Source organism: Sphaerochaeta sp. (assembly GCA_022482495.1).
In the GTDB taxonomy this organism is placed as follows: domain Bacteria; phylum Spirochaetota; class Spirochaetia; order Sphaerochaetales; family Sphaerochaetaceae; genus RUG023.
Genome location: JAKVPA010000010.1, coordinates 17333 through 42203 on the forward strand (window position 1 = coordinate 17333; position 24871 = coordinate 42203).

General features: G+C 58.1%; 23 protein-coding genes. 20 read left to right on the forward strand and 3 right to left on the reverse strand.

The genetic code is table 11. From position 1 onward, the window contains the following. Window positions 1-8 precede the first annotated feature (8 nt). Genes LKE28_10120 through LKE28_10175 form a run of 12 tightly spaced genes read left to right on the forward strand, consistent with a single transcriptional unit; the run spans window position 9 to window position 10910 of the window. Complete coding sequence (locus tag LKE28_10120; GenBank protein MCH3908563.1) at window positions 9-908, forward strand: hypothetical protein; 900 nt, start codon at window positions 9-11, stop codon at window positions 906-908. Window positions 909-912: 4 nt separating this feature from the next. After that, window positions 913-2154 carry a putative lipid II flippase FtsW gene (locus tag LKE28_10125; protein MCH3908564.1) on the forward strand — a complete coding sequence of 414 codons (1242 nt, stop codon included), beginning with the start codon at window positions 913-915 and terminating at the stop codon, window positions 2152-2154. Continuing rightward, complete coding sequence (locus LKE28_10130) at window positions 2151-2903, forward strand: hypothetical protein (protein ID MCH3908565.1); 753 nt, start codon at window positions 2151-2153, stop codon at window positions 2901-2903. Before LKE28_10125 ends, LKE28_10130 begins: the two co-directional genes overlap by 4 nt. Window positions 2904-2916: 13 nt before the next feature. Beyond that, complete coding sequence (gene ftsA, locus LKE28_10135) at window positions 2917-4164, forward strand: cell division protein FtsA (protein ID MCH3908566.1); 1248 nt, start codon at window positions 2917-2919, stop codon at window positions 4162-4164. Window positions 4165-4199: 35 nt separating this feature from the next. Beyond that, window positions 4200-5471, forward strand: a complete 1272-nt coding sequence (ftsZ, locus tag LKE28_10140; protein ID MCH3908567.1) for a cell division protein FtsZ — start codon at window positions 4200-4202, stop codon at window positions 5469-5471. Beyond that, window positions 5468-6370: a tyrosine-type recombinase/integrase gene (locus LKE28_10145; protein MCH3908568.1), complete on the forward strand. Its 903-nt coding sequence runs from the start codon at window positions 5468-5470 to the stop codon at window positions 6368-6370. Before ftsZ ends, LKE28_10145 begins: the two co-directional genes overlap by 4 nt. Further along, a complete protein-coding gene (locus LKE28_10150) occupies window positions 6363-7115 on the forward strand; it encodes a TSUP family transporter (protein MCH3908569.1) in 753 nt (250 codons plus the stop codon). The genes LKE28_10145 and LKE28_10150 overlap by 8 nt, the downstream gene beginning before the upstream one ends. 44 nt (window positions 7116-7159) lie before the next feature. After that, window positions 7160-7858, forward strand: a complete 699-nt coding sequence (locus LKE28_10155) for a DNA-protecting protein DprA (GenBank protein MCH3908570.1) — start codon at window positions 7160-7162, stop codon at window positions 7856-7858. Between the two features lie 27 nt (window positions 7859-7885). Continuing rightward, complete coding sequence (locus LKE28_10160; GenBank protein MCH3908571.1) at window positions 7886-8788, forward strand: tyrosine-type recombinase/integrase; 903 nt, start codon at window positions 7886-7888, stop codon at window positions 8786-8788. A 4-nt stretch (window positions 8789-8792) separates the two neighbouring features. Then, complete coding sequence (hslV, locus tag LKE28_10165) at window positions 8793-9341, forward strand: ATP-dependent protease subunit HslV (GenBank protein ID MCH3908572.1); 549 nt, start codon at window positions 8793-8795, stop codon at window positions 9339-9341. 32 nt (window positions 9342-9373) lie between these two features. Beyond that, window positions 9374-10705: an ATP-dependent protease ATPase subunit HslU gene (hslU, locus tag LKE28_10170; protein ID MCH3908573.1), complete on the forward strand. Its 1332-nt coding sequence runs from the start codon at window positions 9374-9376 to the stop codon at window positions 10703-10705. Window positions 10706-10751: 46 nt separating this feature from the next. After that, window positions 10752-10910, forward strand: a complete 159-nt coding sequence (locus LKE28_10175) for a hypothetical protein (GenBank protein ID MCH3908574.1) — start codon at window positions 10752-10754, stop codon at window positions 10908-10910. Here LKE28_10175 and LKE28_10180 read toward each other — a convergent pair. Together LKE28_10180 and LKE28_10185 are read right to left on the reverse strand one after the other, a co-directional pair. Continuing rightward, the gene (locus LKE28_10180; GenBank protein MCH3908575.1) at window positions 10882-12132 is read right to left on the reverse strand and encodes a penicillin-binding protein 2; all 1251 of its coding nucleotides are present in this window, start codon (window positions 12130-12132) and stop codon (window positions 10882-10884) included. The two genes, LKE28_10175 and LKE28_10180, sit on opposite strands and share 29 nt — an antisense overlap. Further along, the gene (locus LKE28_10185) at window positions 12035-12550 is read right to left on the reverse strand and encodes a hypothetical protein (GenBank protein ID MCH3908576.1); all 516 of its coding nucleotides are present in this window, start codon (window positions 12548-12550) and stop codon (window positions 12035-12037) included. The genes LKE28_10180 and LKE28_10185 overlap by 98 nt, the downstream gene beginning before the upstream one ends. Before the next feature lie 41 nt (window positions 12551-12591). On the opposite strand from LKE28_10185, the gene LKE28_10190 reads away from it, so the two are divergent. After that, window positions 12592-13701, forward strand: coding sequence for a M23 family metallopeptidase (locus tag LKE28_10190; protein ID MCH3908577.1), 1110 nt, complete (start codon window positions 12592-12594; stop codon window positions 13699-13701). 10 nt (window positions 13702-13711) lie between these two features. Continuing rightward, window positions 13712-14521, forward strand: a complete 810-nt coding sequence (locus LKE28_10195) for a hypothetical protein (protein MCH3908578.1) — start codon at window positions 13712-13714, stop codon at window positions 14519-14521. Between the two features lie 10 nt (window positions 14522-14531). Here LKE28_10195 and secA read toward each other — a convergent pair whose 3' ends face one another. Continuing rightward, complete coding sequence (secA, locus tag LKE28_10200; protein MCH3908579.1) at window positions 14532-17288, reverse strand: preprotein translocase subunit SecA; 2757 nt, start codon at window positions 17286-17288, stop codon at window positions 14532-14534. A gap of 160 nt (window positions 17289-17448) precedes the next feature. On the opposite strand from secA, the gene LKE28_10205 reads away from it, so the two are divergent. Genes LKE28_10205 through LKE28_10230 form a run of 6 tightly spaced genes read left to right on the forward strand, consistent with a single transcriptional unit; the run spans window position 17449 to window position 24845 of the window. Continuing rightward, the gene (locus tag LKE28_10205; GenBank protein ID MCH3908580.1) at window positions 17449-18486 is read left to right on the forward strand and encodes a UDP-N-acetylglucosamine--N-acetylmuramyl-(pentapeptide) pyrophosphoryl-undecaprenol N-acetylglucosamine transferase; all 1038 of its coding nucleotides are present in this window, start codon (window positions 17449-17451) and stop codon (window positions 18484-18486) included. Continuing rightward, on the forward strand, window positions 18483-18995 hold the full coding sequence (locus LKE28_10210; GenBank protein MCH3908581.1) for a CvpA family protein: 513 nt from the start codon (window positions 18483-18485) through the stop codon (window positions 18993-18995). The genes LKE28_10205 and LKE28_10210 overlap by 4 nt, the downstream gene beginning before the upstream one ends. Next, window positions 18995-20176 carry a hypothetical protein gene (locus LKE28_10215; GenBank protein ID MCH3908582.1) on the forward strand — a complete coding sequence of 394 codons (1182 nt, stop codon included), beginning with the start codon at window positions 18995-18997 and terminating at the stop codon, window positions 20174-20176. Before LKE28_10210 ends, LKE28_10215 begins: the two co-directional genes overlap by 1 nt. Window position 20177: 1 nt before the next feature. After that, the gene (locus LKE28_10220) at window positions 20178-21383 is read left to right on the forward strand and encodes an ATP-binding protein (GenBank protein ID MCH3908583.1); all 1206 of its coding nucleotides are present in this window, start codon (window positions 20178-20180) and stop codon (window positions 21381-21383) included. After that, the gene (locus LKE28_10225; protein MCH3908584.1) at window positions 21380-22756 is read left to right on the forward strand and encodes a sigma-54 dependent transcriptional regulator; all 1377 of its coding nucleotides are present in this window, start codon (window positions 21380-21382) and stop codon (window positions 22754-22756) included. Before LKE28_10220 ends, LKE28_10225 begins: the two co-directional genes overlap by 4 nt. Then, window positions 22743-24845 carry an ATP-dependent DNA helicase gene (locus tag LKE28_10230; protein MCH3908585.1) on the forward strand — a complete coding sequence of 701 codons (2103 nt, stop codon included), beginning with the start codon at window positions 22743-22745 and terminating at the stop codon, window positions 24843-24845. Before LKE28_10225 ends, LKE28_10230 begins: the two co-directional genes overlap by 14 nt. Window positions 24846-24871 lie beyond the last annotated feature (26 nt).

The following is a 24871-nucleotide window of genomic DNA, read 5'->3' on the forward strand; positions in this document are numbered from 1 at the left end:
AGGGGAGGATGCACATGATCATTGCGTGCGCAGGCATCGGTTTCATTGTCACCTTCGTCATCTCCCGCACCATGCTGCAGGGGGAGCGGAAACTGGTGGTGCGGATCAAGCCGGAACTCCAGGATGTCCAGGGAGAGAAGGCGGGAACCCCGACCATCGGGGGGATCGCTTTCTGCGTCGGCACGACGGTGGCCAACCTCGCCACCGGCATCAACCCGGTGTTGCTGCTCAGCATGTGGCTGTTCTGCCTGATCGGGTTGTGGGATGATGTGGAAAAGACCCATACCCTGAATGGTGACGGCCTTTCCCCGCGCACCAAACTGCTGTCCCAGCTGTTTGTTTCCGTATTGGTCGTCTCCACCCTGGCCGTATCGGGCAACCTCCATACGACGATGTTCGGCCACAACTGGGGAGTGTGGTACGGACTGTTCGCCATCCTGTACCTGATGTTCTTTGTCAATGCGGTGAACATCACCGACGGCTTGGACGGCCTTGCAGGCTTGGTCTCCATCCTCCCGTTGATCCTTCTGTGCGTCATCGGGGCCAATCCGTTCCTCTACGCGTTCATCGGTTCCCTTGCCGCGTTCTTGGTGTTCAATCTCAAGCCGGCCAAGTACTTCATGGGGGACGCGGGCAGCCATGCAATTGGTGCGGTGCTCGCCACGACGGCGTTGATGGACAAGACGGAAGTGGTGACGTTGATCGCCAGTTCCGCGTTGGTCATCGAACTCTTTTCCTCGCTGGTGCAGATCATCTTCATCCGGACGCTGGGAAAGAAGGTCTTCTCCATCGCGCCGCTGCACCATGCGTTCGAGAAAAAAGGAATCGCCGAGCGTACCATTGTCACGGGGTACACGTTGCTGACCGTACTGGTGTCTTTGGTCGCCTATCTGGTCTACAGGGGGTAGAGGAATGGATCGACGACGGCAGTTTGACGATTGGAACATTACCTATCAGGCCGAGGAAGTGGAATCGGAGAAGGAAGGGACGAACAGCGCGTTCACGTTTCTGTGCGTTCTGTTGCTGCTCACCGGCTTCGGGTTGATCATGCTGTACAGCGCCTCCTACGATGAGGCGATCCGTCACGCGCTTCCCCATTACTACTACGTGGCCCGTCAGGCAATGTTCGCCATCGCCGGCCTTGTGGTTGGCCTGGCCATCCGGTTCGTTCCCGTCCGTTGGTTTTCCGCCTTGTCCGTTCCGATGTTGCTGCTGTCCCTGATGTTGATGCTCCTCACGTTGTTCTCGCCGCTGGGGTCGACTGTTCTGGGAGCGCGCCGCTGGCTGCGCTTCGGTCCGTTGTCCCTCCAACCGGTGGAAGTGGTGAAGTTTTCCGTCGTGCTGTTCCTTGCCTTTTGGTTCCGTGACGAAAAGCGCAAAGGAATCAATCGTTTCCTGGTTCCCGTGCTGGTCATGCTGGGCTTTTCCGCCCTGATCATCCTGCAACGGGATTTCAGCTCGACGGTGGTGTTCATCGGACTGTGCCTGGCCATGTTCGTCGCTGGTGGCATCGGCTTCGGCCATCTGGCGCTGCTCATCGCTTCGCTTGCCGTCCCGACTGCGGTCATCATGCTTTCCGCGCCGTACCGGGTGCGGAGGATCGCCAGTTTCCTGATGCCGGGGCTGGACGATGCCTCGATGAATTATCAAGTGTCAACCGCGCTGAAGGCGATCAAGGCAGGGGGATTCTTTGGCGTTGGGCTGGGCAAGGGGACGTACAAGCTCGGCCTGCTTCCGGAAGTGCAGAATGATTTCATCTTCGCCAACATGTGCGAGGAGACCGGGTTCGTCTGGGTGATGTTCCTGATGGCGATGTTCGTCATCTTCGCCATTCTTGGGTACAAGACATACCAGCGAGCCAAACGTCAGGACCTGTTCCTTTCCTATCTGGCATTCGGCTACACCACGATGATCGTCTGGCAGGCGGTCATCAACATCGCCGTAGTCGTCGGGTTGCTGCCGCCTACCGGCATCCCGCTTCCGTTCTTCAGCCAGGGAGGGACCAACCTGTTCGTCGTTCTGGTTTCCTCCTCTCTCATCTACCGTGTCATGCTGATCTGTTCCGGCCGCATCCCATTGGAGAAAAGCAACCTTTCCAAGGATGAACGCAGGCTGGTTGAATTTCCCGCTTCCGGTGAGGAACCTCGTTCATGAACGTACGCAGGCTTCTGTTGGTGCTCTGCCTTTTCGGCGTTCTCATCTTGATTGTCCGCTTTTCCCTGCAGTTCATCCCCGCCTTCGTCATCCGGGAGATCCGGGTGACGGAAAACCCGGCGGGCTACTCCATCCCCGCTTCCGCGGTCCGGGTGATGCAGTCGTGGAATGGAAAGAACGCGTTCTCCTTTACCCGGGCAGAGATGGAGCGGGCGTTGTCGTCCGATCCCTTGATTCTCAAAGCACAGGTGCGTCGTCGGGGCGCCGGTGTGGTTGCGGTGAGCTTGAGGATCCGGAAGGCCGACGCGGTGATCCTCTGCACGAAAGAGGGTCAGGTGGTGGATTCCCTGGTGGTGACGGATACGGGAATCCTGCCGCTTGCCGAAGATGAGCGGGATGTGTACCCCGAGCGGGTGGTCCGGGTGGAGGTCAGCGATTCCTATGGCCAAATGATGCGCCACTACGGTGTGGACGACGCCTTCCGCTCCGTCCTTGCCATGGTGGGATCCATATCCGGCGATACATCCTTGATAACCACCGTGAAATACGATAATAATAGTAGCAACAGTTTCGGAAACGTCGTTCTCGTTCTCGAGCCCCTGAACGCGCTGGTCTCCGTCCGTGAAAAGATTGATGCGTCACGCCTGTCCCAGGCGCTGGAAGTGGTCAAGAGGGAACAGGTGGGCAGCATCCCTTCACGGGAGCCGACCCGTTACGATGTGTACGGTTCCGGAATGGTTCGCCGATAGCGGAGGTTGCAGGATGGCTGGGGACAAAATGTTGATGGGGCTGGATATCGGCTCGAGCAAAATCCGATGCGTGATCGGTTCGGTCGATCATGACGGACAGCTCATGGTCGATTCCCTGTGCGAACGCCCAAGCGAAGGCGTCCGCGCCGGTTCCATCGTCAACATCGAACAGACTCTGAAGACCATTTCCAGCGTAACCAATGAAGCCGAGCTCCAGGCAGGGGCGGAAGTGACCGACGTGGTCATCGGCATCGGAGGGGAGAACATCATCGGCGTGCCCAGCAACGGGGTGGTGGGCATCAACAGCAAGGACCAAGAGATCAAGCGGGAGGATATCTTCCGCTCCCTGGAAGTCGCCCGTGCGTTCGAGCTTCCCCAGGACAGGGAAATCCTCCACACGTTGGTCCAGGAATTCCGCATTGACGGACAGAGTGGCATCAAGGATCCGGTGGACATGCTGGGACACCGTCTGGAAAGCCGGGTGTTGATCGTCACTGCCAGTTCTTCCATCTGCCAGAACGAGCGCAAGTGCATCACCCGCGCCGGACTGTCCGTGCGTCGGATGGTGCTGCAGAGCGTCGCCGACGCCGAGGTGGTCCTCAGCCCGGAAGAGAAGGAGATGGGCGCCATTCTGATCAACATCGGTGGCGGGACAAGCAACATGATCGCCTACAGTCATGGGGCGCCGATCTACACCGGAGGCATCAACCTCGGCGGGGATTCGGTGACCAGCGACCTGGCGTACATCCTGAACAAGACGAAGACGGTGGCCGAGCAGATCAAATGTGAGTGCGGGCACAGTTATGTCCCGTCCGTGCCTGCCGACCAGATGGTCGTCATCCCCCAGGTTCAGGGGCTGCCGTCCATCAGGATGCCCAAACGGGAATTGTCACGGATCATTGAACCTCGTATGGCGGAGATTTTCAGCAGGCTCCAGGCAAACCTGAACAAGACAGGGGTGCAGGGGGCCTACGGTGGCGGAGTGGTGCTGGTCGGTGGCGGCGCGCTCCTGTCCGGGGTGACGGAACTTGCCAGCGAGATTTTCGGGATTCCCGCTCGGCTCGGGTTCCCCGAAGCGATCGGGGGTTTGGATCGTTCGTACATTAATCCCTGTTACACCACCGTGCTGGGATTGTTGAAGAGTGAAGCGAAACGGGTGAAGGACGAGGGTCCGCAACCGAAGAAACGCAGGGAACAGGAACGGAGCGGGGAAGGTGGCGCTTTCTCCCGAGTCAAAGGCTTTTTCAGGACGCTTTTTTGAGAGGCTGGTCAATGGATAACAACAAACAGACACCAATGGATTTTGGCATGTTCGATGTGGAAGACATGGTCAAGGACGAGCAGACAGCCGCCACCGTCATCAAGGTGGTGGGCGTCGGTGGCGGCGGCGGAAACGCCGTGAACCGGATGATCGCGAGCGGCCTGAAGAAAGTGCAGTTCGTGGCGATGAACACCGACATGCAGGCCCTGCAGCGCTCCAACGCCCAGGTACGCCTTCCGTTGGGTCGCGAACTGACCGGAGGCCTGGGAGCCGGTGGAATGCCGGAAGTCGGGGAAAAAGCCGCTCAGGAAAGCAAGGAAGACATCAAGAAAGAGCTGGAGAACGCCGACATGGTGTTCATTACGGCGGGCATGGGAGGCGGAACCGGTACGGGAGCCGCCCCGGTGGTCGCCGAGATCGCCAAGAGCTGCAACGCCCTTACCGTCGCCGTGGTGACCACCCCGTTCGCCTTTGAAGGCAAGAAGAAGATGATGCTTGCCCAGGCAGGGATTGAAAAGCTGCGCAAGAACGTCGACACCCTGATCATCATCCCCAACCAGTACCTGTTGAAGGTGGTGGAGAACAACACGCCGATCAAACAGGCGTTTTTGATGGCTGATGAAGTGCTGTTCATGGGCGTGCAGGGCATCAGCGAGCTGATCACCGAACCAGGGGAAATCAACATCGATTTCGCCGATGTACGCACCGTGATGAAAGGCAAAGGGGACGCCCTGATGGGCATCGGCTTCGGAGAAGGGGCCAACCGCGCCGTGGACGCGGCCCGGCAGGCCATCAGCAACCCGCTTCTGGAGAACGCCTCGATCGCCGGAGCGAAGAGCGTATTGGTCAACCTTTCCGGATCGGAGAACCTCACCCTGCAGGAATACGAGGATGTCGTTGAGCTGATCACCCAGAACTGTGACGAGAACGCGCTGATCATCGCCGGCCAGGCGTTCAACCCGGAGCTGGGCGACCGGATCAAGGTCACCGTGGTGGCCACCGGGTTCGAACACAAGGAAGAGGTGGTGGGCGCCGAGACGGATACCATTTCGGCGGCCAAGCGGTTCACCATCCCCACCGCCAGCCAGACAGCGCCGCTTTCCGCGCAGAAACCGGCTGAAGGGGAGAAACCCGCCGCTGCCCAGCCCAACCCCGCAGGCACCATCCAGATCAACCGATGGCAGGATCTGCAGAAGCAGATCGGCAAAGCGCCTCAGGGAACGGGGAACGATTTCAGCATTCCTGCCGTCCTCAGGTACGGACAGCATGATGGATCTCAGGATCAAGGGCCGAACAGCGGGTCATGAACGGACAGGATCTCGATCTCTCCGAACAGTTCAAGGAATACCTGTTTGTGCAACGTCGCCTTTCCCGGGCGACGGTTGCCGTATATCTGCCGGTGATCACCTCGTTTTTGTCGTTTCTTGAGGATCAACACCTTTGTGTGGAAACGGTATCGTTGGATGACATCCAGCGTTATTTGATCACCCGACGCGAGGCGACCGGCGATGGGGGACGCACCATGGGCAAGTATCTTTCCGCCCTTCGGACGTTCTTCTCGTTCCTCGTCCAGGAACGGATCCGTGAGGATAATGTGGCGCGCCGGATCAAGGCGCCCAAAACGGCGCCCCCGCTTCCCACCGCGGTGACGGTGGACGACGTGGACACCCTGCTTGGGGTGATTCCGACGGACGATGACCTGGGTTACCGGGACCGGACGATGTTCGAGTTGATCTACAGTTGCGGGCTTCGGGTCAGCGAGGCGACGGGGCTTCTGGTCGGCAGCATCGACAACGGAAGCATCCGGGTGCTGGGCAAGCGAAGCAAAATGCGCCTGATCCCCCTGGGGGATGTGGCCCGTTCCTACCTGGATACATACCTTTCCCAGGTACGGCCCCGCCTGGTGCGGACGCGCCCGTTTGAGAAGCGCCTGTTCGTCGGAAAAGACGGCAGGCCGCTGACCCGTCAGGCGGTGGCCAAACGGTTTGACCAGTACCGGGACCAGGCCGGGATGCCCACCGTCCACATCCATACGCTTCGCCACAGTTTCGCCACCCATCTTCTGGAAGGTGGGGCGGACCTGAGGAGCGTGCAGACCCTGCTCGGCCACAGTGACATCAAGACGACGCAGATTTACACCCATGTCAGCACCAAGGACATGCGGGATGCCTATGATGCGTTCCACAAGGAGGAGAAGGATGATTGATCTTCACATCCTGTGGGCGCTCTGCCCGCTGGTATTCCTTGCCGGGGTGATCGACTCCATCGCCGGTGGCGGTGGGCTGGTCAGCCTGACGGCCTACGCTGCCTTCGGGCTCCCGCCGACGATGGCGCTGGGAAACAACAAGTTCTCCTCCACCTGCGGCACGACGATCGCGACGATCCGGTACGCGAAGAACAAGGACATCGACTGGTCGGTGGCGGTGGTGGCGTTCGTCTGTTCCATCTGCGGCTCGCTTCTTGGCAGCCGCCTCGCCTTGATCTTGGATGGTGTCTACCTGCAGTACCTGCTGTTGTTCCTCGTTCCGGTCATCGCCGTGCTGACGTTGGTCAAACCGGATTTTGGCAAGGCGAAGGAGTGCAGGCACAAACTGTTGGTCAGCGCCATCACAGGGCTTGTCGTTGGTTGCTATGATGGTTTCTTCGGTCCGGGAACCGGGATGTTCCTCACTTGGATATTTTCCGCCGTGGTGGGGCTGGAGCTGCTCAAGGCGGTGGGGACGACCAAGGTGGTCAATCTGTCCAGCAACATCGCCGCTCTGGTGACGTTCGCAATAAGCGGCAACATCGACTACCGCATCGGAATTCCCTGCGCGCTCTCTTCCATCGCCGGAGGATACATCGGCAGCGGGCTTGCCGTCCGCAACGGTGCCAAGGTGATCAAGCCGATGCTGGTCGTCGTCCTGGCGCTCTTGTTGGTAAAAGTGGTGGTCAATCTGTTCGTTTCCTGAAGCAAACACACGAATTGCGTGGTAGATCCGGCATGGAGTGGGAAATGGCATGCGCGTTTGTCGCCGATCCTTCGCCCAACCGGACGAAGACGACCCGTCTTCTCCATGGCGGGTCGTTTGCGTTCACTCCGCGTGCCCGGGAGATGTCCCGGATGCTCGGTGAACGGTCCCTTGCCATCTGCGCCATTGGGGATGACTCCTATCCCGTTTCGTTACGGGATCTTCCTGATCCTCCTGCCTTCCTGCTGGTCCATGGCGCGCCAATCCCTCCGGCTCCCATCATTTCCATCGCCGCTCCGTTGTACGGGACGGCGACGTCGTGGCGGGATGGAGTCTCGTTGGTACGTCTCTTCTCCGGCCATGGCTTTGCCGTCGCCATGGGGGATGTCTCCGTGATGGAGCGGAATCTGGCGAAAGCCGTGCTGGATTCTGGTGGCCGGGCGATCATCGTGACGGACAATCTGGACAAAGAAGGTTGGGATCCCCGGCTTTGTGTGCTCAGCCCGTTTCTGCCTGGCTCCTCCTGTCCTTCGGATTTCCATCATTCCCTGTGGAACATCGTGACGGGATTGTCCCAATTGACGGTGTTGATCCCGCCACCTACCGGAACGGTCATGTCCCGTTTCGCCTCCGAGGCGCTGGACATCGGCCGGGATGTGTTCCTGCTGGGGGGAAGCGGACCGTGGTATGAAGGTGGATGGGATCTGTACCAGTCCGGCTGTCCCGTCTTTCCCCTGGGATGAAAGCTGTGGTACGATACAGGCATGGATATGGATCTGGTGGAGGAATTTCTCATCTATCTGAAGGATCTCCGCTCGTACAGCGCCCACACCGTCACGGCGTACGGGACGGATATCCGCGAGTTCGGGACGTTTTGCGCCTCCCTCAATCTGGACTATCCTGAGGTGGCGGTGCAGGATGCCCGGATGTACATCGGATCGCTGCGCTCCAGCGGAGAGCACAGCGAAGCGTCCATCAACCGGGCGCTGTCAGCGCTCCGGACGTTCTACGCCTATCTGTGGGACCGAAAGATTGTCACAAAGAACCCGTTTTCCGATATCGCCGTCCATGCGAGCAGGGATCATCTTCCCTCGGTGCTTACCCCCGAGGAAGTGCACCAGCTCCTTTCCTTGCCCCACGATGATTTCCCCTCCAGCCGGGACCATCTGCTGTTCCTGTTTTTGTTTGATACGGGATGCCGTATCAGCGAGGCGCTTTCCGTCACCGAAGAGATGCTTGAGATGGACGCGCGCCGCATCCGCATCATCGGAAAAGGGGGCAAGACGCGGTATGTGTTCTTCACTGAAACGACCAAGAACGCCATTGCGGAGTATCTGCCCCGGAAACGGGAACTGCAACAGGAAAAAGGGGTGAGTGATCCCCAGGAGCTTTCCCTGTTGTTTGTCTCCAATAAAGGGAAACGCTTGCCGATGAGTACGGTTCATACTATGTTTGATACGTATCGGTTGCGGTTGGGTTGGCAGAAGGCATTCACTCCGCATGTGCTCCGTCACAGTTTCGCGACGGATCTTCTGGAAGAGGGCGCGGATATCCGTACCGTCCAGGAGATGTTGGGACATGCGAGCATTTCGACGACGCAGATTTACACCCACGTGACCCAACAGCGACTTTTGAAGGTGGTGAAGGATTGCCACCCTCATGGAAGGAAGTGAACGAATGGAACAACTCAAAGGAACGACCATCATCGCCGTACGACGCGGCGGAACCGTCGCCATCGCCGGTGACGGACAGGTGACCCAGGGAAACACTGTTGTGCTGAAGGGGAATGCCCACAAGGTGCGCCGGCTGTACAACGGAAAGATCATCATCGGGTTCGCCGGGGGGACGGCGGACGCATTCACCCTCAGCGAACTGTTCGAACAGAAACTCAAGCAGTTCTCCGGGGACATCACCCGGGCTGCGGTGGATCTGGCCAAACAGTGGCGGACGGACAAACAGATGCGCCAGATGGAAGCGATGATGCTGGCCACCGACGGCGACAAGATCTTTCTGATTGATGGAGTCGGGGATGTGATCGACCCGGAAGGGGATGCCATCGGCATCGGTAGTGGCGGGGAATACGCCTATGCCGCGGCGCTTGCCTATCTGGACTCCTCCAAAGAGATGACCGCCGCCCAGATCGCCCGCAAGAGCATCGAGATCGCCAGCCAGATCTGCATCTTCACCAACACCAACATCATTGTGGAGGAACAGAACGCATCATGAACGCATTGCCAGGAATCAAAACACTCGACGAAATGAAGCCCCGCGAAATCGTCGCGGAGCTGGACAAATACATCATCGGCCAGGATGAGGCCAAGCGCACCATCGCCGTGGCCATCCGTAACCGCACCCGACGAAAGCGCCTTCCCCCGGAGATCCGGGATGAGGTGTCGCCGAAGAACATCATTCTGATCGGTCCCACCGGGGTGGGCAAGACGGAGATCGCGCGCAGGATCGCAAAGTTGTCCAATGCACCGTTCATCAAGGTGGAGGCGACCAAGTACACCGAGGTTGGCTATGTCGGTCGCGATGTCGAGTCGATCATCCGGGATCTGATGGGCATCGCCGTCAACCAGGTGAAGCAGGAGCTGGCGTGCAACGTCAGCGATGTGGTGAAACAACGGGTGGAGGATCGTCTGCTGGACCTGCTGGTCAGCCCGATGCCTGCTGCTCCCAAGCCGGATGGTTCGTTCACCCAGTACGTGGACACCACACGGGAACAGTTCCGCCAGATGCTTCGCGACGGAAAGCTGGAGGACAAGGAAGTGGAGATGGCCGTCCCCAACAAACCGCAGATGGGCATTGAGATGTTCGGCTCCGGCAATGGGGATGACATCCGCAACGCCATGGAAAGCCTCAGCTCGATGTTCGGCGGCGCTGGGGCGAAGAAACGGAAGATGACGGTCCACCGAGCCCGGGAGATCATCCAGGAACAGGAAGTGGAGAAGAGCGTCGATCCTGACAAAGCGGTGGATATCGCCAAGGACAGGGTGGAGCAGATGGGGATCGTCTTCATCGACGAAATCGACAAGATCGCCAACGCCGGTCCGACCGGAGGCAATCTTGACGTCTCCCGGGAAGGCGTCCAGCGTGACATCCTTCCCATCGTCGAAGGAACCAAGGTGAGCACCAAATGGGGGGTGGTGGACACCACCCACATCCTGTTCATCGCAAGTGGCGCGTTCCATGTCTCCAAACCAAGCGATCTGATCCCTGAGCTTCAGGGGCGGTTCCCCCTCAGGGTGGAGCTGAACGAGCTGAAGGAGAACGATTTCTTCCGGATCCTCACCGAACCGGAGAACGCCATCACCAAGCAGTACCAGCAACTGATGAAGACGGAAGGCGTGGACCTGCAGTTCACCGACGAGGCGCTTCACCGCATCAGCCAGATCGCGTTCCAGATGAACACGACCAACGACAACATCGGGGCCCGCAGATTGTTCACCATCATGGAGAAACTGCTGGAAGATCTGTCGTTCCATGCGGATGAGCTGGACGGAGAGACGGTATCCATCGGCAAACAGTATGTGGATGACCATCTGAAGGGGATCCTGGAGGACCAGGATCTGTCACGGTACATCCTATGAGCCTGAACCTTGCTTTCCGTCATTCGGATCGGATTACGACGCCGCGTTGAAGCAGGCTCGTGAGACGTACGGGTCGGCGATCCGCATCCAAAGCCGCCGGGATTTCACCCGGCGCAAACTGTTCTCCACCCGCCACTTCTGCGAGATTTCCTTCTACTTGGTGGAAACGCCGGAAGTCAAGGAAGCGGACGGGAAAGAGAGCTGATCACTTTCCCTTGGCTGACCAGGCCTTTGATCACCTCCCCGACGGCCGGGCTGGCGATGTTGGCACCCCAGATGGTGTCCCCTTTGGGGTTCCCCGCGGCGATGTAGATGATGTACTTCGGATCGTCCGCAGGGACCAGCGCCAGCGTGGATGCCAGTACCGAGCCGTCGGCGTAACTGTTGGTCTGGGGGTTGAGGATCTGCGCCGTGCCGGTCTTCGCCGCGACCTGGACTCCGGGGACGGCAGCTTTCACCGCCGTTCCGCCTTCCTCGGTGGCGCTCTGCATGTAGGAGAGGATTGTTTTGGCCACTTCCGGAGAGGTGACGGTTGCGCCCTGTTCCACCGTGCGCTCAAAGCGGACCGTACCTTGCGTACCGGTTGCTGTTCCATCACTCCGTTGGAGGATCAGATGGGGGAGCAGTACCGTGCCGCTGTTGGCGAACGCCGTGGCCGCGACGGCCAGGTGGAGCGCCGTGACGGACAGCTCCTGCCCGAAGCTGATCGTCGCCTGGCTGCGGAGCGACCATTTGGAAGGATCGTTGATGCGCGCTCGGCTTCGGGATGGAAGACCAATGTCGTACGAACCGTTAAACCCAAATGCACAAAGCTTTTCGTAGAATGCCTGGGGGTCGGTCTGCATGCTCCAATGGGCGATCGCCCCGTTGCAACTCTTTGCGATCATCTCCCGTGGGGTGACGACGCCGTGAGGTTCATGGCAGTTTATGGTGATGCCGGAGAACGTGTAGCTGCCGTCGCAGACAAACGGCGTGTTGAGATCCGCCTGTCCGATCTCCATGTCGGAAGCCAGGGAGAACACCTTGAACACCGAGCCTGGTTCGTACAGGTAGTTCACCGCGTGGTTGATCCGTGACGTCTCGGTTGAGGAGGAGATGCGGGATGCGTCATACCACGGATAGCTTCCCATGGCCAGGATGTCCCCGCTCTTGGCGTCCAGCACGATGCCGACGGCATAGTCTGGGTGCTGGGTGTCGGCGATCTGCTGCAACTGGAGATCCACCAGATATTGAATGTCCACGTCCAGCGTCAACATGATGTCCTGTCCGTAGGTGGTCGCCTCCGTGCCGACTTGGGGGGTGGGGGAAAGCAGATTGTTCTGTGTGTACTCAATTCCTTCCAAACCATTGTTCTGGCTGTCGACGAATCCGACCAGCTGGGAAGCGTGGAAGCTTGCCGGATAGGTGCGTCCGGTATGGTTTTCCACCGATACCTGCTGGGTCAAGCCCTTCCGAGGTGATGACCTTCCTCAGTGCTTCCAATTGGGTGGGATCGATCTCTTTCTTGATCAACGCATAGGTGGTGTACTTGCCGGCCTGCGCCTTGATCTCGTCGACGCTCATGCCAAGGTACGGAGAGAGAAGCGTCGCCAAACCATCCATATCCTTGATCTTTGAAAGATGGAAATACAGACTGGAATAGGGCGTCTCGATGGCAAGGATCCTGCCGTTGCGGTCGATGATCGTCCCCCGCACAACACGTGGGGAGACTACCGGATCCTGATATGTTTTGCGTTTGGCGGCCGGAAGGATGACAAACAGAAGGCGAAGTGCAAGAATAAGAAAAGCGATCAACGTGGCGGAAAGAAATACCTGATAGACTGTTTTGCTTTGACTCCGGCCCATGATTGCTTTATAGTACTCACAAGGAGACGGATTGTCGAGGTATGGGAAGAGACAGCTACGATGACATGCAGGAACGAAACGACGGCAACAAAACCGCCTGGCAACCCAAGGGGAACAACCGGGTCCGCGTCATTGCCATTGTGCTGAGTATCGGCATTTCCGCCTTGTTGCTGATTCTCTGGTGGAATTCGTTGTATCCCGCTGAAAAAAACCAATCATCCGGCACCACCACGGCGGAGCAGGCGGTTGTCACACCGGTTCCTCCGGCAAGCCCCACCGTCGAGGTGGTCTCTGAAGCGCCTGTGGTGCAAGCACCCCAACAACTGGTACAGCCAGCAGCGCCTGCGGCGAGCGCGGCGCAACCCGTACCTTCTTCCACGACCGCAGTCAGTCTTTCCGACACAAGGAAGCGTGGCGCTTCGAAGAACAGTGTTCAGTATCTCGATCATGTGGTGGCTGATGGCGAGGACCTGACATCCATCGCTGCACAATATGGGCTGAAGACCCAGACGATCATCTCGGTCAACCAGGTGAGGAACGTCAATGCCATCAAACCGGGGAAGACCCTGAGGATTCCTGACCGTGACGGACAATTATATGAAGTGAAAAGCGGAGACATGCTCTCCACCATCGCGCGAACGTACCACATGGGGTGGAAGACCCTGATGGAGGTCAATGCGCTTACCAGCGAGATCATCAGGCCGGGCCAGACCTTGTTCATCCCTGATGTGACGCAACCTGGTTCCACAGACGCGGAAATCTCCACGGTCTCGTTCCAGAAACCGGCGCAGGGAAGCATCGTCGGAGCGTTCGGGCAACCCAGCGTCGATCCTTCCGACGAGGGAAGCCTTGATGGCGTGTTGATCCAAGGTTCTGCGGGAACTGCCGTGTATGCCGCAGCCGATGGTGATGTGGTGGATGCCGGATACGAACAGAAAGGGCGGGGACGGTTCGTCGTGATCAGTCACGCTGATGGCTATCGGACCAATTACGCCCATCTGGAAAACGTTGATGTAAAAAGCGGGGTGAAAGTCGCCAAGGGACAGGTGATCGGTTCCATGGGAAGCAGTGGGACGGAATTCATCGAACCGACGTTGTATTTTGCCATCGAACAAAACGGGATCAGTCTGAATCCCGCCGATTTCTTCTAACGGAAACCGCATGAAAGAACAACCAAACCAAGAAAAAATCCTGCATTTTGTACCCAAAGACGCCAGAGAAGCGAATGGCTCCGGCAACACTCCGGAAGCGGTGCTTGAAAAAGCGCGGTTGTGCATGGAAAACCGTGATTACAAGATGGCGAACACGTATGCCAAGACATGTCTGGAGCGGGATCCGGATAATCTCGCCGCGCAGACCGTCTATGCCATGACGGTGATCAACGACAAGGAAAGCGAAGAGCAATTTGATCTTTTCCTTAAAAAAGCCGTCACGCGTATGCAGCGCGAACGATGGGATGTGGGTGATGAACGGTTTGCGGCGTATCTGCAGATGCGGGGAGAGTATGGGAATTTGCTTACCGAGGAAGGGAAGTATCATCTTGCCTGCCACCAGTATGAGGCGATTTTGGAAGCGGATCCCTTGGATAGGCAGAAACACCGCTACCGGCTGGCGTCCCTGTATGCCATTTTGGAGCAAAGAGAACGCCTGGAGACGCTGTTACAGAAGTACCCCTCACAAGAAGAGAGCCCGTTCTTCCAGTTTCCGCTGGCTGTGGCAGCCTTCAAGGAAAGTGATTATGCCGTAGCAGACCGTCTGATGCGTTCCCTGTGCAAACGGTCAAAACACTGGGCGGACGCATTCCGCCAGGATATGTTCGTCACGTTGACCGACCATATGGACGATTATGACAAACAAGGATACCAGCCCGGCACGTTTGACGAGATGCTTGCCGTTCTTGACTGCAATGCCATTTTGCTGGTCACGACGCCAGGCTTCACCGATTACGGCATCAGCCTGACGTATCTCTGACCCCTGTCCCTTACTGGTACCGTCCGCAACAGTTCTTGTACTTCTTCCCGCTTCCGCAGGGGCATGGATCGTTGCGTCCGATCTTTGGGCCGCTGCGGCGGATTGTCGTGTTGGCGGCTTCTCCTGCGCCTCCCTGGGTTCGCTGCGCCTGGGGATTGCTTTCTTTGGCGAAGGATGTTTGCGCCGCATGGCTCTCCACGACCCGTCTGCTTTGGCGGTTTGCCGGGGTGGGGCTTTCTCTCCGGGTGATCTGCACACGCACAAGGAGCTGGGCCATGAACAGCGAGATGTTGTCCAGCATTTTCTGGAAGATTTCGAAGCCTTCCACTTTGTATTCAACCAACGGGTTCTTCTGGGCGTAGGTCCTCAGCCCCACCGCTCCGCGGAGTTCTTCCAGCATGTTCAGGTGGTCCTGCCAGCGAAGGTCGATCTGCCTGAGGTAGTTGAACCGCAGGAACTCGTTGAATTGCTCCTTGCTGACGATGGCCAGTTTCTCCTGGACGTTCTGGTCGATCAGGGAGTGGAGGTGATTCTTCCAGTCATCCACCGTCGCGCTGGTTTCCAGCGGGGTGATCTCCAGGAAGAACTGGTTCTTCATCTCCTCGACGATCGTCTTGACCGGTTCATCCTTCTTGAACGCGTCATCACAGATCTGGTCGGTCAGGTCATCGCAGTGATCCAGCACCCGGTCGACAAGATCGGTGGAAAGGAGGATTTCATCCCGTTGCTCGTACAGGTAATTGCGCTGTTCGTTCAGGACGTCATCGTACTCCAGCAGGTTTTTCCGGATTTCAAAGTTTCGCTCCTCAACCCGTTTCTGCGCCTTTTCGATGGCGTTGGTCAGCATCTTGTGCTCGATCGGCTCGCCATCCTGCATGCCGATCCTTCCCAGCATCGCCTTGACGTTGTCGCTGGCGAACAGACGCATCAGGTTGTCGTCCAGCGAGACGAAGAACCGGCTGGTGCCGGGATCACCCTGTCGTCCTGAACGTCCGCGCAGCTGGTTGTCGATACGGCGTGACTCATGCCGCTCCGTACCCATGACGTACAGTCCGCCCAGTTCCTTGACCCGTTCGTACCTTGTCTTCCATTCCGGCATCACCTTGGCAAGCGCTTCCTTCATCTCTTCCGGGCTTGCGTCGGTCCCCACCAGTTTGCGGGCCATCGACTCGGGGCTGCCGCCCAGCTTGATGTCCGTGCCACGACCGGCCATGTTGGTGGCGATGGTCACCGCCCCCTCTGCTCCGGCGTTTTCGATGATCAACGCCTCCCGTGCGTGGTTCTTTGCGTTGAGCACCTCATGGCGGATGCCCATCTTCATCAGAAGGGAGGAGAGCAGTTCGCTCTTCTCGATGCTGATCGTGCCGACGAGGATCGGCTGTCCGGTGGCATGGATCCGTTTGATCTCATTGCAGATCGCCTGGTACTTGAACTGTTCGTTGTAGTAGACCAAGTCACCCAAATCCTTGCGTTGGCAGGGGACGTTGGTCGGGATGACGACGACATCCAGCTTGTAGATGTTCATGAATTCCGGCGCTTCGGTATCCGCCGTACCGGTCATGCCGGAGAGTTTGTCGTACATGCGGAAGAAGTTCTGGAACGTGATGGTGGCCAGTGTCTTGTTCTGGGCCAGCACCTTGATGCCTTCCTTCGCCTCGATGGCCTGATGCAGGCCGTCGCTGTACCGGCGTCCGACCAGGATACGGCCGGTGAACTCGTCGACGATCTGGACCTTGCCATCGGCGACGACGTAATCAACGTCCTTGTGGAACAGCTTCAGGGCCCGCACCGCTTGGGTGACATAGTGGACGAACTCGAAGTTCTCGTCGTCGTACAGGCTGCCGGTGATGATGTGGTTGCGCTGCAAAAGCTCTTCCATATGGGTCATGCCTTCACTGGTGAAGGAGACGCTCTTCTGCTTTTCATCCAGTTTGTAATCACCATGGGCGTCGAACGGCGCTGCGTTCTTGTCGAACCGGGAAAGCGGGTCTTCCTCGTAGTATTCCCCGGTGGCGGGATCCTTCTCGCATTCCTTCAGATACGGGGCGACGACTTTCGCGCCATGGACTTCCTTGGTGTCATCCTCCGCCTGTCCGCTGATGATCAACGGGGTTCTCGCCTCGTCGATCAAAATGGAGTCGATCTCATCGATGATGCAGTAGTGGTGTTTCGGCTGGATCTTTTCGGCGGCTGACCACTTCATGTTGTCCCTGAGGTAGTCGAAGCCGAATTCATTGTTCGTCCCATAGGTAACGTCGCAGGCGTAGTTTGTCCTGCGCGCCTCGTTGTCCATCTCGGAGAGGATCACGCCGACACTCAGGCCAAGAAAGCGGTAGATCGGTCCCATCCATGCGCTGTCACGGCCGGCAAGATAGTCGTTGACGGTGACGATGTGTACCCCTTTGCCTTCCAATGCGTTCAGATACGCGGCCGGCACACAGGAAAGCGTTTTTCCTTCACCGGTCTTCATTTCCATGATCTTCCCTTGATGCAGGACGATGGCGCCCATGATCTGCACGTCGAACTGCCGCTGGCCAAGCACCCGCCAGGATGCCTCACGGGCCAGGGCGAATGCTTTGGGCAGGAGGGCGTCCAACTGGGCTCCTTGGGCGATCTGTTGTCGGAAACTGGCCGTTTGGGCGGGGAAATCCTCGTCCTTCAGACTCTTCGCCCATGTTTCCTCCGCGTTGACGTTCTTGACAATCGGCCAAAGGGCCTTCAGGTCCTTTTCCTGTTTGGTGCCAAACAATGTTTCAAATAATCCCATTGGGGTGTCTCTCTTTGTGGTTGATTTTGCAAAGCATGAAAACCATCTTCAAGTATACAAAAACTAACGGCATGTGGAAAGCGGTATGACGCATGATGGCAAACATACCGGATTCTGTTATAGTTGGAACATGCGTGTCTGTTATGTCGGAGGAGGAACCATGGGACATGTCAACCCGGCGTTGGCTGTCCACCAGGTGCTGAAGGACGAGGATGGATACTCCTGCCTGTTTCTGGGAAGCCGCCGAAGGGCGGAACGGGAAGCGGTGGAGCGGCAGGGACTTCCGTTCGTACCCCTGTTCAGCGGGAAACTCCGCAGGTATTTCTCCCTGAAGAATCTCACCGACATTCCGTTGATCATCCTGGGGTTCTGCCAGGCATGGTGCGTGCTTCTGCGTTACCGGCCTGATGTGGTGTTTTCCAAGGGCGGGTACGTAAGCGTTCCCGTCGTAGCCGCGGCGCATCTGTTGCGGATTCCGGTGGTCACCCATGAGTCCGACGCCTGTCCCGGCCTGGCTACCAAAATCATCAGCCGCTGCGCGAAGAAGGTGTGCGTGGCGTTCCCCGAGGCCGGGGATGGGTTGCCACAGGAGAAGGTGGTGGTGACGGGAAACCCGGTGCGTCCTGAGTTGTTTCTTCCTCCCAAGGTGGATATGAAACGGAGGTTGGGGACGGACAAGCCGCTCTTGCTGGTGCTGGGCGGCAGCCAGGGGGCGCGGGAGATCAACGAACTGGTATGGGACAATCTGGACGAACTGACCGGCATGGCATTCATCTATCATCAGTGCGGGCAAGGGCAGTGGAAACCGCTTCGTCATGACGGCTACCGTGCCGTACCGTACATCGGGGAGGAGCTGAACGACCTGTATCATGCCGCCGACCTGGTCGTTTCCCGAAGCGGGGCCGGCGCGGTGGGGGAGATCTGCCACTATGGCAAGCCATCCCTGCTTGTCCCCCTGTCCACTGCATCCAGCCGTGGGGACCAGGTGCGCAACGCAGAGCGAATGGAACGTCTGGGGGCTGCGGTGGTGTACCATCCCGGGGATGATTTTCCAAAAATGGTGCATTCCCTGTTGGAAGATGGGGAAAAACGGAGTAAGCTTGGAACCAAGGCACGCGCATGTGCGACGGATGACGCTGCGGCGTCTCTTGCCCGCGTAATCAGGGAATGCATGTACACACAGGAGAAAAGACCATGACCATGACCATTGGGTTTGCCGGTTTCAATACGGTGGATATCGTCATTATGGTGTTGTTGTTGATCGGGGGCATCGGTGGGGCCATCACCGGTTTCGCCATCTCGTTTTCCCGGACGGCCGGGTATGTCGCCGGCTTGTTCCTGGCTCTGGCGTTCACCACTCAGATTTCCGCGAAACTGGCCCAGACCTTCACCATGAAACCGGTGCTTTCCTCACTGTGCGCGTTTCTTTTGTTGTTCATCATCGGATATGTGCTCCTGGCCATCCTCGGCTCGACGCTTGAGAAGATTTTCCAGCTGGGAAGCGGGCTTGAGGCGCTGAACCGTATCCTCGGCTTCTTCTGGAGCATGCTGTTGATGTTCTTCATCATCGTGGTGATCTGCTACTTCTTGAAAAACCAGACGTTGTGGAACGTCAAGGATTCCTTCAGCCAGAGCCAGTTCATCACCCGTTTGATTGATCCTCTGACACCCAACGCAGAGAAGTTGATCACCAAGGCGCTGCAGTGATGTTCGGATCCCTCGCCCCGTATCAGCCTGCAGTCTGCAGGGAATTGTCTGACGCCATCCACAACGGCACGCTGGGACAGGCCAACTTGTTCGCCGGCCCCCCATACAGCCTGCGGATGACCATGGCGCTGGAACTGGCCCGTGTGCTCTCCTGCGCCAAGGGCGGGGAAGACGGATGCAACTGCCCCTCATGCGCGTCGTTCTCCGACCTTTCGATGGACAATGTGGTCATCATCAGCCAACGGGACCACCGGAGCATCATCGAGACATCCCTATCGTTGTTTGAGAAGAACCGTACCGCTTTTTCCCGGGCGTTCCTCACCCGGAACATCAGGACCTGCCTGCTGGCCTACCATGGGGCGTTGCTGGCGACGGCGGAAAAAGCCCAGAATGCCGCATACGGAGCGGCCGGCAAGGTGGACGACCTGCTTCGGGATCTTTCCCAGGAAGGACAGGACCTTACCGCGAAGACGGCATCCGAATACGCCAAGGCCCTTCGGGAGGGAATGAAGACGTTGTATGATGCGGAGAAGAAAGACACCTCCCTGTCCATCGCCCAGACCCGGGCGCTGGATGCCTGGAGCAGGGAGACGACCGTCGGAGGACAGAAACGCTTCGTCATCATCGAGGATGTGGAGGACGCCAATGTCGGCGCCCGCAACAGCCTGCTGAAGATTCTGGAGGAACCGCCACAAGGGGTGTATTTCACGTTGGTCAGCTCCCATGCCGAGCGGATCATGCGCACCATTCTTTCCCGGGTGCGGAAGTTCACCTTCGCTCCGCTTTCCACCGAAGCGGTGAACCAGTTGCTCCAGCCATGCTTCCTTCCGTCTCCCGTGACGGATTTCGAGAGTTTCTTCCTTGCGTTCAGCGGAGTGGACACCACAGAGTTGGGGCAGATGGCGAAGAGTGTAGCCACGTCGGTCCTGTCCGGCAGGATGCTCCCCCAGAAAACGTTCGATGACATGCTGCAGCGTCTGACGCTTCCCAGCCAGATCACCTATTTCCTGGAACGGCTGTTGGAGTGTTTTGAGGATGCGTTCCTTGCGGGATCCCTTCCGATGGAGCGTGCCAGGGATCTTGAGCGAACCGTCTCCCGGATGCAGCGGGAAGCGGCGCTGTTCAACCAGAACGGCAAACTGCTGTTGGAAAACCTGTACCTGCATTTGCTGGAGGTCTGAGATGAACCGATTCGTTTCCCGCGCCATCCGGAAGATCGACCAGATGGATACCAAGCAGATCATCACGATCATCAACAATCTGGATGGGGACGTCAGGATGCTGGAAGCGGTGCTGGATTCCCTGCAGGAAGGGTTGATCCTCTGCAAGAACGATCGTTCCGTCGTCTATGCCAACGGAAAGTGCCAGCAGATGATCCCGATGTTCCTTCCCGCCCGGTGGGGGTACGAAGGGATGGCGTTCCGTGACGTGGTGGATGACAAGGAGATGATCGCCTACGTGGAGGCGTGCCTGAAGACGACAAGCCGTGATGACGCGAAGGAGTTCGATTATCCCTGGGGTGGCGGGGTGCGGACGATCAGCGTGCGCGTCGTGGAGTCCGACGAACTGAAGAACAATTCGTTCCTTGTCATCTTCACCGATGTGACGGAGAAGAACCAGGCTTCGGCGCGCCTGCACCAGAGCGAATACCTGGCGTCGATGACGACGATGGCCGCCTCGATCGCCCATGAGATCAAGAACCCGCTGGCAGCGATGAGCATCCATCTGCAACTGCTGAAGAAACTGTTCGTCCGCAAAGGCAGCCTGACGATGGACGACGCCAAGCGGTACATCGATGTGCTGGATGAGGAGATTGACCGGCTGAACTCCATCGTGGTGGATTTCCTGTTCGCCGTCCGGCCGATGACGACGGTGTTGAAGCTGGGTGATCTTTCCACCGTGGTTGAGGATGTCATCCAGTTTGTTTCCCCGGAAATTTCCGAGCAACAGATGACCATCCGGATGGAGAGGAAAGGATTCATTCCCCAGGTGGAGTTTGATGAAAAACTGATCAAGCAGGTGCTGCTCAACCTGGTGAAGAACGCGATGAACGCGATGAAGCCGGGCGGGAACGTGACGGTGACGTTGGAACTGGATGGGGACAACCTGCTGTGCAAGGTGACGGACACGGGATGCGGCATCCCGCCGGAAAACCTGTCCAAGATCTTCGAACCGTACTTCACGACGAAGAGCACCGGGACCGGACTGGGGTTGACCGTCGTCTACAAAGTAATGAAAGAGCATCATGGAGACGTGCGAGTGGAAAGCAAAGTGGGGGTGGGTACCTGTTTCACCCTGGTGTTCCCTGTCCCCGCAAGCCAGCGCATGTCCCTTCCAAAGAAGAATGAGGTGTCCCTGCCGGACGCCGGATTTGAGGTGAAGGAATGAAACGGACCATACTGATCTGTGACGATGAAAAGAACATTCGAGAGGGGCTTGCCCTGGCGATGCAAGGAGAAGGATACGCCACACTGACGGCGGAGAACGCCGAGAAGGCGTGGGATCTGGTCAACAAGGAAGACGTGGATCTGGTGATCACCGACCTCAGGATGGACGGGATGGGGGGCGAGGAGCTCCTCAAGCGCATCCATGGGGCCTACCCCCAGCTTCCGGTGATCATCCTCACCGGGCATGGGACCATCGAGACGGCTGTCGTCGCCATGCGAGACGGAGCCATCGATTTCTTCACCAAGCCGGTTGATCTGGATCGTCTGACGCTGGTGGTGGGCAAGGCGCTGAAGAACCGGGACCTGCAGGCGGAACACGATGAGATGAAGCAGGAACTGGACGACTACAAGGCCCGGGACAAGTACAACAAGGTGATCATCGGCAAGAGCCAGAAGATGACCCATCTGATGGACACCATCGCCCAGATCGCACCGACGGTCATTCCGGTGTTGATCACCGGGGAGAGCGGGGTGGGCAAGGAACTTGCCGCCGACGCCATCGAGGAGTTTTCCAAACGGCATGGAAAACCGTTCATCAAGCTGCACTGCGCCTCTCTTCCCGACACCTTGCTGGAGGACGCCCTGTTCGGCCACGAGAAAGGGGCGTTCACCGGGGCGGTGGACCAGCGCAAAGGCCGATTCGAGGATGCCGATGGTGGCACGTTGTTCCTGGATGAGATCGGGGAGATATCCAAATCCACCCAGGTGAAACTCCTCAGGATTTTGCAGGAGAAACAGTTTGAGCGGCTGGGCGGAAACAAGACGATCACGGTGGATGTGCGGATCATCAGCGCCACCAACCGCAACCTTGAGGAAGCCATCAAGGACGGATCATTCCGGGAAGATCTGTACTACCGGATCAAAGGCGTGGAGATCAACGTACCGCCCCTCAGGGAGCGGAAGGAAGACATCCCCCTGTTGATTGCCAGTTTCCTGGACAAGTTCAACAAGGAGAACGACCGGAACGTAGAGGGATTCACCGAAAAGGCAAAGCATGCCTTGTACAGTTATGACTGGCCGGGGAACATCAGGGAGTTGCAGAACTGCATCATGGGGGCGGCGGCCATCTGCCGCACCTCGTTGATCGACGTCGGTGATCTTCCGCCGACGGTGACCAAGGCTGAAGCGGCGTCCACCGTCAACATGGACGTGGGCATCACGCTGGCCGAAGGGGAGAAGCGGTTGATCATCTCCACGCTGGAGAAATGCGGCGGCAACAAGACGAAAGCCGCCCAGGTGCTGGATATCGGACGCAAGACCCTGCATCGGAAACTGCAGGAATACCAGATCGAAGACAACGATGACGATCAATGACATCTATTCCATCTTCGATGCCGGGGGCGTGCTGTCCAAAGGCTTTTCCGGGTATGAATACCGGGAAGGCCAGCTGAAGATGGCCGAACTGGTCCGCCAGGCGTACGAACAGCACGCCATCCTTGCCGTCGAGGCGGGGACGGGTATCGGCAAATCGTTCGCCTATCTGGTGCCGGCGCTATACAACGCCATGGAGAATCCGGATGAACGGACCGTCATCGCCACCAGTACGATCAATCTGCAACGGCAATTGTACGAAAAAGACATTCCGATGCTGTTCCGCCTTTTGGGGCGAAGCTGCAAGGTCGCGTTGGCTGTCGGACGGTCAAACTACCTGTGCATCCGCCGCTTCCTGCAGAAGAAAGAGGAATCGGCATTGCTGGCTACCGATCCGAACAGCGACCTGTATCGGATCGACCAATGGGCCAGGGAGACGGAGACGGGACTGCGCAGCGACTATCCGTACGCTATGCCGATGGATCTCTGGCTGGACATCAACAGTGACAGCGACCTGTGCCAGGGACACACTTGTCCGTACTTCACCCAATGCTTCCACACCAAGGCGAAACTCAGGTGCAAGGAGGCGAAGATCATTGTCAGCAACCACCACCTGCTGTTCAGTGACGCGGCAAGCCGCCTGGAAAGCCAGGCGGATTTTGATGGGGACGGGGTACTCCCCGGATTCTCCCGCCTGATCATCGACGAGGCGCACAACATCGAGGACAACGCGACGGAGTATTTCACCCAGACGTATGATCCCAAGGAGATGCGACGCCAGATGGGGATCATCGAACGGCGCAGCGGTTCCTCATCCCTGCTGGAATCGTTGGCTCCGTATGCCGAAGACCAGCATCTGGTGGACGCCATCCACGATGATATCGCATTGCTCGCCTCCCAGGTGGACACGTTGGATCAACTGCTGTTGGCGTTGTTCGCCCGAACGGACTACCAGCCCCTGCTGGTCAAACGTGAGTATGAGGAGAAGCTTTCCGGATTCAAAACAGCCGCGTTGGATGTGGCCGCCACCAGCGGCCGGCTTGCGGCGAAGATCAACACGCTGGTGGAGCACAACAGCGCTCCGGATGAGTTTGAGACGCGGATCACCGAACTGAGGGTCCGGGGAACACGGGTCCAGGTGATGGGGGAAGTGCTTTCCACCTTCTGCAATTTCGCCGGTTGGAACGACGACATCCATTGGTTCAATACGGAGATCAGCCGGAACAATATGCGGCGGGTGCAGGTGTTGATCACCCCGCTGGACATCTCCTCTCTTTTGGTTGAGGCGATCTTCAAGAAGCTTGCCACGGTGGTGTGCACTTCCGCAACACTGTGCATCGGTGACAGTTTTGCGTTCTGGGGAAGCAGGGTGGGGTTGCCGTATGACGAGGAACGCCCGTTCCTCACCGGGGTGTTCCCGTCTCCGTTTGATTTCAAGCGGCGTCTTCTCTTGCTTACTCCGATGGACGCCGTCATCACCGCGCCCAAACAGGACCAGGAACCATATGTCAGCTATATCTCGGAAACGATCTACCAATGCATCCGCTCCTCCGAAGGAGGTGCGTTGGTGTTGTTCACCAGCTACGCCATGCTGAAGCAGGTCAAGGAGCGTATCCGTGACCGGATGGCGGAGAATCACCTCTCGATGTACTGCCAGGGGGAGGCGGACCGGTACACCCTGCTGTCCAAGTTCATCCAGGAGAACGACAGCTCGCTGCTTGCCACCAGCAGCTTCTGGGAAGGCGTTGACGCGCCGGGGCAGACGCTCCGCATGGTGATCATCGTCAAGCTTCCGTTCCAGGTTCCCTCCGACCCGGTGTTCAAGGCGCGGTGTGACGCATTGGACGCCCAAGGGGGGAGTGGATTCGGCCAGTTGGGGATCCCATCGGCGACGATGCGGCTGAAACAAGGGTTCGGACGGCTCCTCCGCACCAAGGACGACCGGGGCATCGTGTTGATCCTGGACGGCCGCTTGATGACCAAAGGATACGGGGTTACGATGCTCCGCGCCCTTCCTCCCTGTTTTCATCCTGAGTCGGTGACATCGACGCTGGGGGAGAAAATCGAGGATTTCCTGTTTGGCGGGACATGAAAAAACGGAACCGTTGCGTGGGTTCC

Excerpts from the sequence above, each read along its gene's own strand:
- LKE28_10120 (MCH3908563.1), top strand. The coding sequence starts at position 9 with ATGCACATGATCATTGCGTGCGCAGGCATCGGTTTCATTGTCACCTTC.
- LKE28_10125 (MCH3908564.1), top strand. The coding sequence starts at position 913 with ATGGATCGACGACGGCAGTTTGACGATTGGAACATTACCTATCAGGCC.
- LKE28_10130 (MCH3908565.1), top strand. The coding sequence starts at position 2,151 with ATGAACGTACGCAGGCTTCTGTTGGTGCTCTGCCTTTTCGGCGTTCTC.
- ftsA (MCH3908566.1), top strand. The coding sequence starts at position 2,917 with ATGGCTGGGGACAAAATGTTGATGGGGCTGGATATCGGCTCGAGCAAA.
- ftsZ (MCH3908567.1), top strand. The coding sequence starts at position 4,200 with ATGGATTTTGGCATGTTCGATGTGGAAGACATGGTCAAGGACGAGCAG.
- LKE28_10145 (MCH3908568.1), top strand. The coding sequence starts at position 5,468 with ATGAACGGACAGGATCTCGATCTCTCCGAACAGTTCAAGGAATACCTG.
- LKE28_10150 (MCH3908569.1), top strand. The coding sequence starts at position 6,363 with ATGATTGATCTTCACATCCTGTGGGCGCTCTGCCCGCTGGTATTCCTT.
- LKE28_10155 (MCH3908570.1), top strand. The coding sequence starts at position 7,160 with ATGGCATGCGCGTTTGTCGCCGATCCTTCGCCCAACCGGACGAAGACG.
- LKE28_10160 (MCH3908571.1), top strand. The coding sequence starts at position 7,886 with ATGGATCTGGTGGAGGAATTTCTCATCTATCTGAAGGATCTCCGCTCG.
- hslV (MCH3908572.1), top strand. The coding sequence starts at position 8,793 with ATGGAACAACTCAAAGGAACGACCATCATCGCCGTACGACGCGGCGGA.
- hslU (MCH3908573.1), top strand. The coding sequence starts at position 9,374 with ATGAAGCCCCGCGAAATCGTCGCGGAGCTGGACAAATACATCATCGGC.
- LKE28_10185 (MCH3908576.1), bottom strand. The coding sequence starts at position 12,550 with ATGGGCCGGAGTCAAAGCAAAACAGTCTATCAGGTATTTCTTTCCGCC.
- LKE28_10190 (MCH3908577.1), top strand. The coding sequence starts at position 12,592 with ATGGGAAGAGACAGCTACGATGACATGCAGGAACGAAACGACGGCAAC.
- LKE28_10195 (MCH3908578.1), top strand. The coding sequence starts at position 13,712 with ATGAAAGAACAACCAAACCAAGAAAAAATCCTGCATTTTGTACCCAAA.
- secA (MCH3908579.1), bottom strand. The coding sequence starts at position 17,288 with ATGGGATTATTTGAAACATTGTTTGGCACCAAACAGGAAAAGGACCTG.
- LKE28_10205 (MCH3908580.1), top strand. The coding sequence starts at position 17,449 with ATGGGACATGTCAACCCGGCGTTGGCTGTCCACCAGGTGCTGAAGGAC.
- LKE28_10210 (MCH3908581.1), top strand. The coding sequence starts at position 18,483 with ATGACCATGACCATTGGGTTTGCCGGTTTCAATACGGTGGATATCGTC.
- LKE28_10215 (MCH3908582.1), top strand. The coding sequence starts at position 18,995 with ATGTTCGGATCCCTCGCCCCGTATCAGCCTGCAGTCTGCAGGGAATTG.
- LKE28_10220 (MCH3908583.1), top strand. The coding sequence starts at position 20,178 with ATGAACCGATTCGTTTCCCGCGCCATCCGGAAGATCGACCAGATGGAT.
- LKE28_10225 (MCH3908584.1), top strand. The coding sequence starts at position 21,380 with ATGAAACGGACCATACTGATCTGTGACGATGAAAAGAACATTCGAGAG.
- LKE28_10230 (MCH3908585.1), top strand. The coding sequence starts at position 22,743 with ATGACGATCAATGACATCTATTCCATCTTCGATGCCGGGGGCGTGCTG.